This window comes from Paracoccus sp. UBA889 (genome assembly GCA_002294185.1).
Taxonomy (GTDB): Bacteria; Pseudomonadota; Alphaproteobacteria; order Rhodobacterales; family Rhodobacteraceae; genus Paracoccus.
Genome location: DBFD01000046.1, coordinates 163,377 through 178,823, shown reverse-complemented (window position 1 = coordinate 178,823; position 15,447 = coordinate 163,377). Strand labels below are relative to the sequence as shown.

The 15,447-nt window shown below is 64.9% G+C and carries 16 protein-coding genes; 11 read left to right on the top strand and 5 right to left on the bottom strand.

Annotated elements, in window-relative coordinates; genetic code table 11:
* From B4L36_RS08880 to B4L36_RS08835, 10 genes are all read left to right on the top strand, one after another.
* Window positions 1-222 (top strand): hypothetical protein (locus B4L36_RS08880; RefSeq protein WP_292955573.1); only part of this gene is annotated, 222 nt, incomplete at its 5' end.
* Window positions 219-524 (top strand): RNA-binding S4 domain-containing protein, encoded by a 306-nt coding sequence (locus B4L36_RS08875; protein ID WP_292955570.1) that lies wholly within the window; start codon window positions 219-221, stop codon window positions 522-524. The genes B4L36_RS08880 and B4L36_RS08875, both read left to right, overlap by 4 nt.
* A 127-nt stretch (window positions 525-651) precedes the next feature.
* Entirely contained in the window at window positions 652-990 is a 339-nt protein-coding gene (fdxA, locus tag B4L36_RS08870; protein WP_292955567.1) for a ferredoxin FdxA, read from the top strand.
* A 347-nt stretch (window positions 991-1,337) separates the two neighbouring features.
* Window positions 1,338-1,847: a CarD family transcriptional regulator gene (locus B4L36_RS08865; RefSeq protein WP_292955564.1), complete on the top strand. Its 510-nt coding sequence runs from the start codon at window positions 1,338-1,340 to the stop codon at window positions 1,845-1,847.
* A 223-nt stretch (window positions 1,848-2,070) separates the two neighbouring features.
* Window positions 2,071-2,988 (top strand): manganese-dependent inorganic pyrophosphatase, encoded by a 918-nt coding sequence (locus tag B4L36_RS08860; RefSeq protein WP_292955561.1) that lies wholly within the window; start codon window positions 2,071-2,073, stop codon window positions 2,986-2,988.
* Window positions 2,988-3,857: a TIGR01459 family HAD-type hydrolase gene (locus B4L36_RS08855; protein WP_292955558.1), complete on the top strand. Its 870-nt coding sequence runs from the start codon at window positions 2,988-2,990 to the stop codon at window positions 3,855-3,857. The genes B4L36_RS08860 and B4L36_RS08855 overlap by 1 nt, the downstream gene beginning before the upstream one ends.
* A gap of 174 nt (window positions 3,858-4,031) precedes the next feature.
* On the top strand, window positions 4,032-4,475 hold the full coding sequence (locus B4L36_RS08850) for a MaoC family dehydratase (protein WP_292955626.1): 444 nt from the start codon (window positions 4,032-4,034) through the stop codon (window positions 4,473-4,475).
* A 32-nt stretch (window positions 4,476-4,507) separates the two neighbouring features.
* Entirely contained in the window at window positions 4,508-5,437 is a 930-nt protein-coding gene (locus tag B4L36_RS08845) for a bifunctional riboflavin kinase/FAD synthetase (RefSeq protein WP_292955555.1), read from the top strand.
* Window positions 5,437-5,877: a YcgN family cysteine cluster protein gene (locus B4L36_RS08840; RefSeq protein WP_292955623.1), complete on the top strand. Its 441-nt coding sequence runs from the start codon at window positions 5,437-5,439 to the stop codon at window positions 5,875-5,877. The genes B4L36_RS08845 and B4L36_RS08840 overlap by 1 nt, the downstream gene beginning before the upstream one ends.
* Entirely contained in the window at window positions 5,874-6,914 is a 1,041-nt protein-coding gene (locus B4L36_RS08835; protein ID WP_292955552.1) for a threonine aldolase family protein, read from the top strand. Before B4L36_RS08840 ends, B4L36_RS08835 begins: the two co-directional genes overlap by 4 nt.
* 7 nt (window positions 6,915-6,921) lie before the next feature.
* Here the strand turns inward: B4L36_RS08835 and B4L36_RS08830 are convergent, their stop codons facing one another.
* The 5 genes from B4L36_RS08830 to B4L36_RS08810 all read right to left on the bottom strand — a co-directional run bounded on the left by B4L36_RS08830 (window position 6,922) and on the right by B4L36_RS08810 (window position 12,415).
* Complete coding sequence (locus tag B4L36_RS08830; protein WP_292955549.1) at window positions 6,922-7,392, bottom strand: CinA family protein; 471 nt, start codon at window positions 7,390-7,392, stop codon at window positions 6,922-6,924.
* A complete protein-coding gene (locus B4L36_RS08825) occupies window positions 7,389-7,880 on the bottom strand; it encodes a phosphatidylglycerophosphatase A family protein (protein WP_292955546.1) in 492 nt (163 codons plus the stop codon). The genes B4L36_RS08830 and B4L36_RS08825 overlap by 4 nt, the downstream gene beginning before the upstream one ends.
* Window positions 7,881-7,883: 3 nt before the next feature.
* Window positions 7,884-9,032: a bifunctional 2-C-methyl-D-erythritol 4-phosphate cytidylyltransferase/2-C-methyl-D-erythritol 2,4-cyclodiphosphate synthase gene (locus B4L36_RS08820; protein WP_292955543.1), complete on the bottom strand. Its 1,149-nt coding sequence runs from the start codon at window positions 9,030-9,032 to the stop codon at window positions 7,884-7,886.
* Window positions 9,029-11,209 (bottom strand): phosphoribosylformylglycinamidine synthase subunit PurL, encoded by a 2,181-nt coding sequence (gene purL / locus B4L36_RS08815; RefSeq protein ID WP_292955540.1) that lies wholly within the window; start codon window positions 11,207-11,209, stop codon window positions 9,029-9,031. The genes B4L36_RS08820 and purL overlap by 4 nt, the downstream gene beginning before the upstream one ends.
* 300 nt (window positions 11,210-11,509) lie before the next feature.
* Complete coding sequence (locus B4L36_RS08810) at window positions 11,510-12,415, bottom strand: LysR family transcriptional regulator (protein WP_292955537.1); 906 nt, start codon at window positions 12,413-12,415, stop codon at window positions 11,510-11,512.
* 159 nt (window positions 12,416-12,574) lie between these two features.
* Between B4L36_RS08810 and B4L36_RS08805 the strand changes: the two genes are divergently transcribed.
* The coding region (locus B4L36_RS08805) for an indolepyruvate ferredoxin oxidoreductase family protein (RefSeq protein ID WP_292955534.1) at window positions 12,575-15,447 on the top strand (2,873 nt) is incomplete at its 3' end.

Genomic DNA, 15,447 nt, shown 5'->3' with positions numbered 1-15,447 from the left:
AAGCCCCACCGCGACGGCGGCAAGTCCCACCGTGACGGCGGCAAGCCCCACCATGACGGTGGCAAGCCCCACCGTGACGGCGGCAAGCCGCAGGGCAAGGGCAAGAAGGGCGGCAAGCCGCATCAGGATCGCGGCCCGCGGACCTTCAGCGCGCGCCCCGAGAAGAAAGCCGATCCCGACAGTCCTTTCGCGGTGCTGGCGGCGCTTAAAGACAAGAAGTGACGGACCACCCCGGCGCGCTGCGACTGGACCGATGGCTGTTTCACGCGCGGCTTTTCAAATCGCGCGGTCTTGCCGCCGAACGGATCGAGGGCGGCGGCATCAGGCTGAATGGTCAGCCCTGCCGCAAGCCCGGCCGGAATGTAAAGCCGGGCGACAGGCTGGTCATTTCGGCCCATGGCAAGCTGCGAAGCGTCGAAATACTGGCGCTTGGGGCCCGCCGCGGTCCTGCCGCCGAGGCTCAGGCGCTCTATGCCGATCTGGACGCGCCGGCAGGCGGCGAGGGACAGGATTTTGACGGATAGCCGGGCCGCTGAACATGCGTTCCGGGCATCCGCACCAGTCGGGAACGGCGGTCTTTTCACCCCACCCGGACTTGAATGATGTCGGGCGCGGGCGTAACTGTCGCGGCGGACGGAAGCGGAGTTTCAGATGACCTATGTCGTGACCGATAATTGCATCATGTGCAAATACACCGATTGCGTCGAGGTCTGCCCCGTCGATTGTTTCTACGAGGGCGAGAATGCGCTGGTCATTCATCCCGATGAATGCATCGATTGCGGCGTCTGCGAACCGGAATGCCCGGCCGACGCGATCCGTCCGGATACCGAACCGGATATGGAAAAATGGGTCGAATTCAACCGGAAATATTCCGAACTCTGGCCCGTCATCACCCAGAAGCGCGAGCCGATGCCGAACGCCGAGGAAATGGACGGGGTCGAGAACAAGCTCGAGACATATTTCTCGGAAGCGCCGGGCGAAGGCGACTGATTTTCGCCAGTTGCGAAACCGAACCGACGGGTGATTCGCCTGCGGGATGAATCGTGCCGTTTCGCCCCGGGCTTGCGAAGTCCTTGACTTCTCGCCCTGAAAATCTGTCCGAACGGACAGATCGGTCTGTTTTCGTGACGCTTTTTTTGCAGTCGAATTTATGCTATGTTCATTTCACATTCGCATCTGACGGGAGTCAGAGGCCCCGAGGATGCGCGCCCATGATGCCAAACCCTGCGCTGCTGCCGGCGTAGGCAATGACAAAAACCAAGATCAGCCGAAGGCGGCAGCCGCCGCTGTCGGCTTTTTGCGCACCGCGTGTCGGGGCGCCACCTAGAGGAAGCCATATGTCCAAGACCAAGAAAAGCGAATTCCGCCCCGACGATTTCGTCGTCTATCCGGCCCATGGCGTGGGTCGCATTGTTTCGATCGAAGAACAAGAGGTCGCGGGACTTCGGCTGGAAATGTTCGTCATCTCGTTCGACAAGGACAAGATGACCCTGCGTGTGCCCACCGCCCGCGCCAGCGAGATCGGAATGCGCAGCCTGTCCAGCCCGGATCTGGTGGAACGCGCGCTGGACACGCTGAAGGGCAAGGCCCGAGTCAAGCGTGCCATGTGGTCGCGCCGTGCCCAGGAATACGAGCAGAAGATCAATTCCGGCGACCTGATGTCGATCGCAGAGGTCGTCCGCGACCTGCATCGCAGCGACGATCAGCGCGAGCAATCCTATTCCGAACGTCAACTCTACGAAGCCGCGCTGGACCGGCTGACCCGCGAGGTCGCGGCCGTCGGCGGATTGGACGAGGGGGCCGCGCAGCAGCGCGTCGATCAGGTTCTGTTGTCGCGAGCGGCCTGAGCCTGCCAGATCCCGGACATCTGAAAAGGCGTCCCGCCGGGGGCGCCTTTTTTGCGACGATCACGGCCCTGTTCGCTGCGCGGACATCGCGCGACAGTCTCTGCTGCCGGGACGCCACAGGGCAATCCTGCACCGCGCTTGTCCTGCGTGCCCTGCCTGCGTGGACATCGCCAGACCGCAGCCCTATAAGGCGCGCGACTTCTGAAATCCGCAAAGGTGCCCCATGATCAAGGTTTTCGGCCATACCTCTCCCGATACGGACTCGACCGGGTCTCCCATCGTCTGGGCCTGGTATCTGAACGAGATCCGGCAGACCCCCGCCAAGCCAGTGCTTCTGGGCGAACCCAATACCGAAGCCGGCTGGATGCTGACGCGCTGGAACCTCGACAAGCCCGAGATCCTGACGGCGCTTGAGCCGGGCGAGAAATGCGTCATCGTGGACACCAACAACCCCGCCGAATTGCCCGACGGCATCAACGACGCCGATGTGATCGAGATCATCGACCATCACATGCTGGCCGGCGGCATCAAGACCCGCACGCCGATCAACATCACCATCCGTCCCTTGGCCTGCACCGCGACCATCCTGCACGATCTGATGGGCGAGGATGCCGACCGCGCGCCCGAAGGCGTCAAGGCCGCGATGCTGACCTGCATCCTGTCGGACACGCTGGAATTCCGCAGCCCGACGACCACCCCCCATGACCGCGCCCTGGCGGAAAGACTGGCCGCGGATCTGGGTATCGACATCGCCGAATACGCGGCCGAGATGTTTGCCGCGAAATCCGATGTCAGCGCTTTTGCCGATGATCAATTGCTGCGCATGGACAGCAAGGAATACAAGCTGGACGGCACGCAACTGCGCGTGTCGGTTCTGGAAACCACGGCGCCGCAGGTCCTGCTGGACCGCAAGGCCGGGCTGATGGCCGCGATGCCGGCCGTGGCGCAGGCCGACGGGGCCGAACAGGTTCTGCTGTTCATCGTCGATATCCTGAAGCAAGAGGCCACGCTGCTTGTTCCCAACGATGCCGTCAGGCGGATCGCCGAGAAAAGTTTTGGCGTGACGGTCACCGGCGACAGCGTCGTTTTGCCCGGCGTGATGAGCCGCAAGAAGCAGATCATCCCGGTCCTCGCACTCTGATGACCTGCATCATCGACCGGCTGGCACGGATCGGCCCGCATTACGAGGTGCTGTTCTGCGATCTCTGGGGCTGCCTGCACAACGGCAAGCATCCCTATCCGGCCGCCGTCGCGGCGCTGCAAGGGTTCCGCCGCGGCGGCGGGCGTGTGGTGCTGATGACCAATGCGCCGCGTCCGAACCAGTATGTGATCGCGCAGTTGGACCGCATGGGGGTGCCGCGCGATGCCTGGGACATGGTGATCAGTTCGGGCGATGCGACCCAGGATGCGATGTTTGCGGGCGCGGTCGGACGCAGGGTCTGGCATCTGGGCACGCCGAAGGATGACGGGTTCTTTACCGATATCCCGCCCGAATGGACCGATGCACCGCCAATCACGCGGGTGCCTCTGGACGAGGCCGAGGGTATCATCGCGACCGGCCCCTTTGACGAAAGCACCGAGGCGCCCGAGGATTACCGCGCCCGGTTCCTGCTGGCGCGCGAACGCGGCCTGCGGATGCTGTGCGCCAATCCCGATGTGGTCGTCGACATGGGCGAGACGCGGATTTACTGCGCCGGCGCCTTGGCCGAATTCTACGAGGATCTGGGCGGCGAGGCCTTTTATTTCGGCAAGCCGCATCCGCCGATCTACGACCGCGCGCGCCGGCTGCTGGGGCTGGACAAGAAGGCGCGCGTGCTCGCAGTGGGCGACGGCATCCGCACCGATGTGCTGGGCGCCGCGCAAGAGGGGATCGATTGCCTTTTCGTGACCGGCGGCCTTGCTGCCGAGGCGTTCGGCCCGGATGTCGAAAACCCCGATTCCGAATTGTTGCGCGAATGGCTGGCCGAACATCAGGCCAGCCCCGCCTACAGCATCGGCCGGCTGCGCTGAGCGTTTCCCGCCAGACTGCGGGCAAAGGCCGATAGCGGAGGAGCTTGACGCGCTGGCCGAGAAACAAAACTATCCTTTTATACGGTATTCGTGATACTTTATTGCGCGAAGTCTGTTTTGCTGCTATGCAGCATGACGATGAAGGATTCTGGCTTACATCAGATGGACACCCCGATGCTGGACAATCTTCCCCGCGGCACGATCGTCATCGAGGATCTGGAAATCGGCATGACCCGCCATCTTCAGAAGCGGATCACCGATCGCGATATCGAGTTGTTCGCCGAGGTTTCGACAGACCGCAATCCGGTGCATCTGGACGATGCCTATGCGCAGGACACGATCTTCGAGGGGCGGATCGCGCATGGGATGCTGACGGCCGGACTGGTCTCGGCCGTGATCGGCGAACAGCTTCCCGGTCACGGCACCGTCTACCTGGGCCAGACGCTTAAATTCATGGCCCCGGTCAGGCCCGGCGACGTGGTCCGGGCCGAGGTGACGGTCGATGCGATCGACCACGCGAAACGGCGGGTCACGCTTGCAACCCGATGTCTGGTGGGCGATACGCTCGTGCTGAAAGGCGAGGCGGTCGTGCTGGCCCCAAGCCGCAAGTTCGACTGAAGGGGCGGTTGCGCCCCTCGAAGGGGGCGCGTTTGCAAATCCATCACGATTGGGTCGGATTGCCAGCCAATGCGCGCGGCGCGACCGTTGCGATGGGCAATTTCGACGGCATCCATCTGGGCCATCGTGCGGTGATCGACGCGGCCCGCGAGGCACTTGACGCACCCCTGGGCGTCATCACCTTCGAACCGCATCCCCGCGAATTCTTCGCCCCCGACGCGCCGCCCTTCCGGCTGATGAATTCGGAATCCCGCGCCAATCGGCTGGCCCGGCTGGGGGTCGAGCAGCTTTACGAACTGCCCTTCGGCCCGGTTCTGGCCGGCCTGTCACCCGAGGCTTTCGCGCGCGAGGTTCTGGTGGACGGGCTTGGCGTCGGCCATGTCACCGTGGGCGCCGATTTCTGCTTTGGCAAGAAACGCGCGGGCAATGCCGCAACCCTGGCAGAACTGGGCCGTCATATGGGTTTCGGCGTCACCGCCGTGCCGCTGGTGGGCGTGAAGGGACGCGACTACAGCTCGACCGCGATCCGCACCGCTCTGGCCGAGGGCCGGGTCCGCGAGGCCGAGACGATGCTGGGCCATTGGCATCGGATCGAGGGCGAGGTGGTTCACGGCGACAAGCGCGGGCATGATTTCGGCTGGCCCACGGCGAATATGCAGGTCGAGAATCTGCACCTGCCGCGTCTTGGCGTCTATGCCGTGCTGGTCGATGTGCTGACCGGCCCCGAGCGGCTGTCCTGCCAGGGCGTCGCAAGCCTGGGCGTGCGCCCGATGTTCGGCCGCAACGCCCCCAATCTGGAAGTGCATCTGTTCGATTTCGACGGCGATCTCTACGGCCAGCATTTGTCCGTCGCGCTGGTCGATTTCCTGCGCGACGAGGCAAGGTTCGACAGTGTGGATGCGTTGATCGACCAGATCGCGCGGGACGCCGAAGATGCCCGCGCGATCCTTGCGGGCGCATGATGCGCGATCGGTTCTGGGACATGCCGCTGGAGCGCCTGACCCCCGCCGAATGGGAGGCGCTCTGCGATGGCTGCGGGAAATGCTGCCTCAACAAGATCGAATACGAGGATACCGAGGAACTGGCCTTCACGCGCGTCGCCTGCAAGCTGCTGGACGGTCAGGACTGCCGCTGCATGTCCTATGCCGACCGCCATCGCTATGTGCCGGAATGCGTGGTCCTGACGCCGAAGAAGCTGAAGGACATCGCCTGGTGGCTGCCGGCGACCTGCGCCTATCGCCTGCGCGCCGAGGGCAAGCCGCTCTACGATTGGCATCACCTGATCTCGGGCGATCCTGAATCGGTGCATCGCGCGGGCGTCAGCGTGCGCGGCTGGACCATCAGCGAGACTGAATTGTCCGAGGATGACTGGGAGGAACATATCATCGAGGATCCGTCGTGAACTTTTCGTCCGACAATGCCTGGGGCGCGCATCCCGCGGTCATGGCGGGGCTGGTCGCCTGCAATGACGGTGCGATGATGGCCTATGGCGCGGATGATGTGACGAGGCGGGCCGAGGCCGCGATCCGTGCGGCACTGGATGCCCCGCAGGCGGTGGTGCGCTTCGTGGCGACCGGGACGGCCGCCAATGCGCTGGTCTGCGCCCAGCTTTGCCCTGCGGGTGGGCGCATTTATTGTCATCAGGATGCCCATGTCGAGACCAGCGAATGCGGGGCGCCGGAATTCTTCAGCCATGGCGGCAAGCTGATCGGGCTGCCGGGTGACGCCGGCCGGGTCGCGCCCGCGCCGCTGGCCGAAGCCCTTCGGCGCGGCGCGGGCGGCGGCCTGACCGGCGGGCGCAATGCGATGGTCTCGATCACCGAAGCGACGGAATGGGGCGCGATCTACGGGCCCGGCGAGGTCGCGGCGCTTGCGCGGGTCGCACACGAGGCCGGCGTGCCGCTGCACATGGACGGCGCCCGGTTTGCCAATGCGGTGGCCTCGCTGGGCTGTTCGGCGGCCGATCTGACATGGCGGGCGGGCGTCGATGTGCTGTGTTTCGGCGGCACCAAGAACGGGGCGATGGCGGCCGAGGCGGTGGTGTTTTTCGATCCGGCCCTGGCCGAGGGCTTTGATTATCGACGCAAGCAATCGGGTCATGTCTTTTCCAAGCAGCGGTTTCTGGCCGCGCAGATGCTGGCGCTGGCAGAAGGCGGACTTTGGCTTGATCTGGCCGCGCAGGCGAATGCGCGCGCCGCGCGCCTGGCCGAGGCCGTGCTGGCGGCGGGTGGAGATCTGCTGGCGCCGGTCCAGACCAATGCGGTTTTCGCGACGCTTCCGGCCGAACTGCACAGGCGCGCACGGGCGGCCGGCGCGATCTACCACCTGTGGCCCGACAAATCGGCCGAGGGGCTGGATCCGGTTCCTCTGCGGCTGGTCACGGCCTGGAACACGCCCGAGGCCCAGATCGAGGAATTCGCGGCGCTGATCGCAGGCTGAGACGCGGTTATGCGCGCAGGCGCGCCAGGATCAGGTTCAGCGCGTGATCGACCGTCGCCGCGCGGACCTGTCCGCGCCCGATGGCGCCGAACTCGACCGTCTCGGTCCGGACCCCGAAAGCATCGGCGATGCCGAAACAGACCCGGCCCTCGGGCTTGTGTTCTGACCCGCCGGGGCCGGCGATACCCGTCACCGCGATGGTCAGCGTGGCCTCGGATCGCGACAGCGCGCCCAGAGCCATCTGGGCCGCGACCGCCTCGCTGACCGCGCCCTGGGCTTGCAGCGTATCGGCCCCGACGCCCAGCATCTGCTGCTTGGCGGCGTTGGAATAGGTGACAAAGCCGCGATCCACGACATCCGAGGATCCCGCCACCTCGGTCAGCGCGCCGGCGATCAGCCCGCCGGTGCAGCTTTCGGCGGTGGCGATCCTTGCGCGGCGGGCGCGGGCGGCCGCCAGAACGTCGCCGGCAAGGCTCATATCAGCAACCCATGCGCGATGCCTGCGGCGATGACGATGGCGATGCCGGCGAAAAGCCCCGCCCAGAGATCATCCAGCATCACGCCGCGCACGCCGCCTTCCCGGTCGGCGCGGCCGACCAGCCAGGGCTTCCAGATGTCGAAAAGGCGGAAGAACAGGAACGCCGCCACCCAGCCGGGATAGGGAAAGCTTTCGCGCGGCAGATCGGCGAAGAAAAAGCCCGCCGCCGGAAAGCACAGCGCCAGCCACTGGCCCGCGACCTCGTCGATGACGATCTCGCTGCGGTCCGGATCGGCCATGCCGGCTGTATAGCGCGGCACCGCCCAGAAGCCGAGGGCGGTCGCGGCGATGGTCGCAATGGCCAGCAGCGGAAAATGCCCGATCCGGTAGATCAGAAGGCCAAGGGCGATGGCCACGGCGGAAGCCCATGTGCCGGACGCGGGTCGCAGCAGGCCGACACCGAACCATGTGCAGAAAAGACGCTCCATCATTTATCCTTTCATCAGCGCGGCAGTGGCGATGGCCGCGATCCCCTCGCGCCGCCCGGTAAAGCCCAGCCGTTCCGATGTGGTGGCCTTGACGCTGATCCGTGCCGGGTCGATCCGCATGATCCGCGCCAGCCGGTCCTGCATGGCGGCGGCATGGGGGCCGATCCGGGGCGCCTCGCAGATCAGGGTCACGTCGCAATTGCCGAAGCCATAGCCACGCTCGCGGGCCAGATCGGCCGCGTGGCGCAGGAACACGGCGCTGTCCGCGCCCTTCCATTGAGGGTCCGAGGGGGGGAAATGTCGGCCGATGTCACCCTCGGCCAGCGCGCCATAGATGGCATCGGTCAGGGCATGCATGCCCACATCGGCGTCCGAATGACCGACGAGCCCGGCATCGTGAGGAATGCTGACACCGCATAGCCAGACATGATCGCCCGGCCCGAAGGCGTGGACATCGAAGCCATTGCCAAGGCGAATATCCATTCGGGCCCCCAGGATACGTTCGGCCCGGCTGAAATCTTCGGGCCATGTGATCTTCAGATTGTCCTCGCTGCCGGGCGTGACCGCAACCGTCAGGCCGTTGGCCAAGGCCAGTTCCACATCATCGGCGGCCTCGCCGGCATGGATGCGGTGCGCCGCGGATATCTGGTCCAGGGCAAAACCCTGAGGGGTCTGCGCACGATAAAGCCCGTCGCGGGGGGCTGTGGCGGCGACAAGCCCGTTGGCGCCGCGCCACAGCGCGTCGGTGACGCGCAGGGCCGGGGCAGCGGCCTGAGCGCCCGATTGCAGCGCCTCGATCACGCCCCTGATGACCGCATCGGGGACCAGCGGACGGGCGCCGTCATGGATCAGGACATGGCTGGTGGCGCCGCCTTCCAGGGCCGCCAGGCCCGCGCGAACGCTGGCCGTGCGGGTCTCGCCGCCGGCGACGATGGCGACGGAGCCGGAGAAAGCCCGGATGGCGCGGGCCATGTCGTCGGGGTGGACGACAAGGATCACCCGGTCGAAGCCGGCAAAGGCCGCGATGGCGCGGGCCAGGACCGTTCGGCCCGCAAGCTCGCGCCATTGCTTGGGAATTGCGCCGCCGGCGCGGCTGCCGCGACCCGCCGCCGTGATGATCGCGGCGTAGCCTGCGGGCGCGCGGACATTCATGCGTGATCGGGCCTGTCGCCGCCAATCGCCGAGGCAAAGGCGCTGCGGTAAAGCCTTGACAAGTCGGCCAGATCGCCTGCGTCCTCGCCCATCTGGACGGCCACGCCGCCGAAGCTGCCGACCTGAGCGGCGGGAACGCCCGCTGCTTCGGCCGCCCGCAGCAGCGCCGCCGCGCCCTCCGCGTCGCAGGCGACAAGGTAGCGGGCCTGATCCTCGGCATAGAGCCCGGCGATGTCGTCGGAGTCCAGGCGCAGCCCGATGCCCGCCGCCTCGGCCATCTCGAACGCCGCCAGGCCAAGGCCGCCATCCGACAGGTCGGTGGCCGCGCGCAAATGGGCCCGGTTAGCGCGGATGAATTCGCCGTGCCTGCGTTCGGCAGCCAGATCGACGGGGGGGGCATCGCCCGTTTCGATCCCGAACGCCTCGGCCGCCAGCGCCGATTGGCCAAGATGGCCTTGGGTGGTGCCGATCAGGATGGCAATGTCGCCTTCGGACGGCAGACCCGCGATCAGGTTCGACAGATCGTCGATCAGGCCGACGCCGCCGATGGTGGGCGTGGGCAGGATGCCCGTGCCGTCGGTTTCGTTGTAAAGCGAGACATTGCCCGACACGATAGGGAAATCCAGCGCCCGGCAAGCCTCGCCGATGCCCTTGATGGCCCCGACCAGTTGCCCCATGATTTCCGGCTTTTCGGGATTGCCGAAATTCAGGTTGTCGGTCGTGGCCAGGGGCAGAGCGCCGACCGCGCAAAGATTGCGGAACGCTTCGGCCACCGCCTGCTTGCCGCCTTCGACAGGGTTGGCGCGCACGTAACGAGGGGTCACGTCGGCGGTGAAGGCCAGCGCCTTCCGGGTGCCGTGGACCCGGACAACACCCGCGCCCAGACCGGGTCGCCGGATCGTGTCGGCCCCGACCTGCGTGTCGTATTGCTGCCAGACCCAACCCTTGTGGGCGTAAGAGGGGCTGCCGATCAGCTTGCGCAACGCCTCGACGGGACGGATCGGGGGCAGGGGCGCGCAGGGTCTGGCGGCCGGTGTCTCGATCCAGGGCCGATCGTATTCCGGTGCGCTGGAGGACAGCTTCGACAAGGGCAGGTCGGCCTTCACGTCGTTGCCGTGCAGGATCAGAAAACGATCCTCGGCGATCGTCTCGCCCACGATGGCGAAATCGAGATCCCATTTCTCGAAGATGGCGCGGGCCTCGGCCTCCTTCTCGGGTTTCAGGACCATCAGCATCCGTTCCTGCGATTCCGACAGCATCATCTCGTAGGCGGTCATGTTCGTTTCGCGCTGCGGCACGGCGTCCAGTTGCAGCCGGATGCCCAGCCCGCCCTTGTCGCCCATCTCGACCGCCGAACAGGTCAGCCCGGCCGCGCCCATGTCCTGGATCGAGATGACCGCGCCCGAGGCCATCAGTTCCAGGCAGGCTTCCAGCAGGCATTTCTCGGTGAAGGGATCGCCGACCTGCACGGTGGGGCGCTTGTCCTCGATCGTGTCGTCGAATTCGGCGCTGGCCATGGTCGCGCCGCCGACACCGTCGCGTCCGGTCTTGGCGCCCAGATAGACGACCGGCATCCCCACGCCCGAGGCCGCCGAATAGAAGATCCCGTCGGCATCGGCCAGTCCGGCCGCGAAGGCGTTCACGAGGCAATTGCCATCATAGGACCGATGAAAGCGAACCTCGCCGCCGACATTCGGCACGCCGAACGCGTTGCCATAGGCGCCGATGCCTTCCACCACGCCCTTGACCAGATGCGGCGTCTTGGGGTGTTCGGGCCGTCCGAAAGACAGCGAATCCATCGCGGCGATGGGACGCGCGCCCATGGTGAAGACATCGCGCAGAATCCCGCCAATGCCGGTCGCCGCGCCCTGATGCGGTTCGATATAGCTGGGATGATTGTGGCTTTCCATCTTGAAGACCACGGCCTGCCCGTCGCCGATATCGACCACGCCTGCATTCTCGCCCGGCCCGCAAATCACCTGCGGTCCGTCCGTGGGCAGCGTGCGCAGCCATGTCTTCGAGGACTTGTAGGAACAATGTTCGTTCCACATGGCGCTGAAGATACCCAGTTCCGTGAAACTGGGCGCGCGGCCGATGATCGACAGGATGCGGTCGTATTCGTCGGGCTTCAGCCCGTGCGCGGCGATCAGATCGGCGGTGATCGTCGGTTCCTGCATGTCCGGCCCTTCCTGCGCGTGGAGTCAGGCGCCTTTTATGGCCAGACGCGGGGTATGGAAAGGGCCGCGCGTCACGGCCGGCGGCAGGGCAAAAAAGAAGCCGGGCACAAGGCCCGGCCCAAGTCCAACAGGGAGGTTGAAGGTGATCAGCGATTAGGCTGGTCATCGCCTTCGCAGCACGATCTATGTGCAGTCCGTGAATGGATCAAGTCTTTTCATGCCGCACCCGCAGCATAGCGGACATGCAGTTGCCGAATGGCTACAATCGAAAGTTGTAGAGATCGGTGTGGGTGCGGACGCTCAGGCGCTGAGCGCCTCGCTTTGCCGGCGGCGATAGGCCTGAATCTCCTGCAGCACGAAATCGCGGAAGACCGCGACGCGGCGCGTCTGACGCAGTTCTTCGGGATAGGCCAGAAAGACCGGAACCTCGCCCGATTCGGTATCGGGCAGAACCCGCACGAGACGATCGTGATCAGCGGTCAGGTAATCCGGCAGGACGCCGATGCCGACATTCGCAAGAACACTTTGCAGGACGCCGAAATAGTTGTTCACCGTCAGGGTCGAGGTGATGTTCTGGGCCATGACCGTCTGGATCAGGCGGGCGCCGGCGGCCACCTGGGGCTGATCCGGCTTCTGGCAGATCAGCCGGTGACTGGTCAGATCCTCGATGCTGTCGGGGATACCGGCGTGGTCCAGATATTCCTGCGTGGCATACAGCCTCATGCGAATGTTCAGCAGCCTGCGCCGGATCAGGTCGGACTGGCTTGGCTCTTTCATGCGGATGGCCAGGTCGGCTTCGCGCATGGGCAGATCCAGAACCCGCTCCTCGAGGATCAGGTCGATTTTCAGATCGGGAAAGTTTTCGTAAAGCTTGACCAGGCGCGGGGCCAGCCACAGCGTGCCGAAACCGACCGTGGTGGTGACCTTCAATTCGCCGAAGACATGTTCCTCGCTGTCGCGAATCCGGGCCGAGGCACCGTCCAGCTTGCGCGCCATCGATGACGTCGCCTCGAACAGAAGTTCGCCCTGCTCGGTCAGGATCAGGCCGCGCGCGTGACGGTGGAACAGGGTCGTGCCCAGCGATTCCTCCAGCGCGCGAATCTGGCGGCTGACGGCCGATTGCGACAGATGCAGCGTGTCGCCCGCATGGGTCAGGCTGCCGGCATCGGCCACGGCATGAAATATTCTGAGCTTGTCCCAGTCCATAGGGTCAGTTTCCTGCGTGGCAGCCATGCGTTTTTTGCAGAGATGCGCTTCAACTGCCTGTCCCACACGCCTGCGTCAAGCACGGATTTTTTCCTTCATCGGTCAACAATTCTGACCTATAATGCCGCCCAAAGCCATCACGCACGGAGGAGACGCAGGATGAGCAAGCAGGAATTCTCGCTGGCCGACCGCTTCGATCTGTCGAAGTCCCACGTTTTGTTGAACGGAACCCAAGCCCTGGTTCGGCTGATGCTGATGCAGGCGGCACGCGACAAGGCGGCGGGTCTGGATACGGCGGGCTATGTGACCGGCTATCGCGGCTCGCCCCTGGGCGGTGTGGACCTGCAAATGATGCGCGAGGGCAAGCGCTTGTCGGAAGCCGGCGTGCTGTTTCAGCCGGGATTGAACGAAGATCTTGCCGCCACGGCAATCTGGGGCAGCCAGCAGGCCGAACTGCGCGGCGAGGGCAAGCATGACGGCGTGTTCGCGCTGTGGTACGGCAAGGGGCCGGGCGTGGATCGCAGCGGCGACGTGATGCGGCACGCGAACATGGCGGGTTCGTCGAGACATGGCGGCGTGGTCATGGCGATGGGTGACGACCATACCGGCGAAAGCTCGACCGTGCTGCACCAGTCGGATTGGGCCATGATCGACGCCTATATCCCGGTTCTGTCGCCTGCGGGGGTGCAGGAAATCCTTGATCTCGGGCTTTATGGTTTCGCGCTGTCGCGTTTCGCCGGCGTCTGGACCGGCCTGAAGACGATGAAGGACACGGTCGAGGCCACCGCGGTCGTGAACGGCGATCCGCATCGGCTGAATTTCGTGAGCCCGGATTTCGTCATGCCCGAGGGCGGGCTGAACATCCGCCTGGGCGACACGCCGGTGGCGCAGGAAGCGCGGATGATCGATTACAAGCGTTGGGCGGCCGAGGCGTTTTCCCGTGCCAACCGCATCGACCGCAAGCATTGGGGCAAACCCGGTGCCAAGATCGGCTTTGTCGCCGCCGGCAAGAACTGGCTGGATCTGGTCCATGCGCTGTCGCTGCTGGGTATCGACGAGGCCGAGGCCGAACGGCTGGGCCTGACCACTTACAAGGTCGGGCAGACCTGGCCGCTGGACATGAAGTCCATGCAGGAATGGTCCGAGAACCTGGATCTCATCGTCTGCGTCGAGGAAAAGCGCAAGCTGATCGAGGTGCAGCTGAAAGAGGCCATCTTCGACAACCGCCACGGCCGGCGGGTGCATGGATGGAAGCACGACCGAACCCACGAGGAACTGTTTCCGACACGCTATGCGCTGGATCCGGTGATGATCGCGCAGAAGATCGGCGGAATCCTGATCGAAGAGGGGCGCGGGACCGAACATATCAAGGCCGGACTGGAACGGCTGACCGAGGTGCGCCGCAATGATAACGCACCTGAGATTTCGACCAGAACGCCCTGGTTCTGTTCGGGTTGTCCGCATAATACGTCCACGAAGCTGCCCGAGGGAAGCCGCGCCTATGCCGGGATCGGCTGTCACTACATGGTGCAGTGGATGGGCCGTGAAACGACCGGCTTCACCCATATGGGCGGCGAGGGGGTCAACTGGGTCGGCGAGGCCCCGTTCAGCACGCGCGGCCATGTCTTTCAGAACCTTGGCGACGGAACCTATAATCATTCGGGAATTCTGGCGGTCCGTGCGGCGATCGCCGCGGGCACCAATATCACCTACAAGATCCTCTATAACGACGCCGTCGCGATGACCGGCGGTCAGCCCAACGAGGGCGATCTGACCGCGCCCCAGATCGCGCGGGAACTGGTGGCGATGGGCGTCGATCCGGTCATTGTGGTCTATGACGAAAAGGAAGACGTGGACCGCAAGAGCTTTCCCCAGGGGATGCGCTTTGAGGAACGCGCCGAGATGATGAACGTCCAGCGCCAACTGGAAGATGCCCGCGGCGTCAGTGCGATCCTCTATATCCAGACCTGCGCCGCCGAAAAGCGCCGCCGCCGCAAGAAGGGACAATTCCCCGACCCCGACCGGCGCGTCTGGATCAACCCCGAAGTCTGCGAAGGTTGCGGCGATTGCTCGGTGCAGTCGAATTGTGTCTCGATCGTGCCGCTTGATACCGAACTGGGCCGCAAGCGGCAGATCGACCAGTCCAGTTGCAACAAGGATTACTCCTGTCTCAAGGGGTTCTGCCCCAGCTTCGTTACCGTCAAGGGCGGCAGGCTGCGCAAGCCCAGGGCCGAGGCGTTCGACATGCCGGATCTTCCGGCGCCCGCGCTGCCCGCGATCAGCGGCACCCACAACATCGTCATAACCGGCGTCGGCGGAACCGGCGTCGTGACCATCGGCGCGGTGCTGGCGCAGGCCGCGCAGATCGACGGCAAGGGTGCGGGCATGATGGAAATGGCGGGGCTGGCGCAGAAGGGCGGCGCGGTCCATATCCATCTGCGACTGGCCGACCGCCCCGAGGATATCAGTGCGATCCGCGTGGCGACAGGCGAGGCCGATTGCATCATCGGCGGCGATCTGGTGGTGACGGCGGGGGCCAGGACCATCGGCTTGATGACGCAGGCGCGCACCGGCGCGGTGGTGAACGAACACGAGATCATCACCGGCGATTTCACCCGTTTTCGCGACTTTCAGATCCCAGCGGATCGGCTGAAGCTGGCGCTTCAGGCACGGCTGGGCGATCGGGTTGCCTTTTTCGACGCCAACGATCTGGCGCTGCGGATGCTGGGCGATTCGATCTATTCCAACATGCTGGTTCTGGGCGCGTGCTGGCAGCAGGGCCTGATCCCGCTGAGCCACGAGGCCATTGCCGAGGCGATCCGTCTGAACGGCGCCAAGGTCGATGAAAACCTGCGCGCCTTCGAAATGGGGCGGTGCGCGATGACCTTCCCAGACTTGTTGAAGAAGCCGGCGGATGTATCTGAATTGCCTGTCGATCCCGTGGTCTATCGTGAATCGCGCCTGGTTGCCTATCAGGGCAGACGGCTGGCAAGAAAATTCCGCGAACTGGTCGATGCGGCGCCGCCCGAGCT

Bases quoted from the DNA above. Each gene is read 5' to 3' on its own strand.
- fdxA (WP_292955567.1), top strand. From the start codon at position 652: ATGACCTATGTCGTGACCGATAATTGCATCATGTGCAAATACACCGAT.
- B4L36_RS08865 (WP_292955564.1), top strand. From the start codon at position 1,338: ATGTCCAAGACCAAGAAAAGCGAATTCCGCCCCGACGATTTCGTCGTC.
- B4L36_RS08860 (WP_292955561.1), top strand. From the start codon at position 2,071: ATGATCAAGGTTTTCGGCCATACCTCTCCCGATACGGACTCGACCGGG.
- B4L36_RS08855 (WP_292955558.1), top strand. From the start codon at position 2,988: ATGACCTGCATCATCGACCGGCTGGCACGGATCGGCCCGCATTACGAG.
- B4L36_RS08850 (WP_292955626.1), top strand. From the start codon at position 4,032: ATGCTGGACAATCTTCCCCGCGGCACGATCGTCATCGAGGATCTGGAA.
- B4L36_RS08840 (WP_292955623.1), top strand. From the start codon at position 5,437: ATGCGCGATCGGTTCTGGGACATGCCGCTGGAGCGCCTGACCCCCGCC.
- B4L36_RS08830 (WP_292955549.1), bottom strand. From the start codon at position 7,392: ATGAGCCTTGCCGGCGACGTTCTGGCGGCCGCCCGCGCCCGCCGCGCA.
- B4L36_RS08825 (WP_292955546.1), bottom strand. From the start codon at position 7,880: ATGGAGCGTCTTTTCTGCACATGGTTCGGTGTCGGCCTGCTGCGACCC.
- B4L36_RS08820 (WP_292955543.1), bottom strand. From the start codon at position 9,032: ATGAATGTCCGCGCGCCCGCAGGCTACGCCGCGATCATCACGGCGGCG.
- purL (WP_292955540.1), bottom strand. From the start codon at position 11,209: ATGCAGGAACCGACGATCACCGCCGATCTGATCGCCGCGCACGGGCTG.
- B4L36_RS08810 (WP_292955537.1), bottom strand. From the start codon at position 12,415: ATGGACTGGGACAAGCTCAGAATATTTCATGCCGTGGCCGATGCCGGC.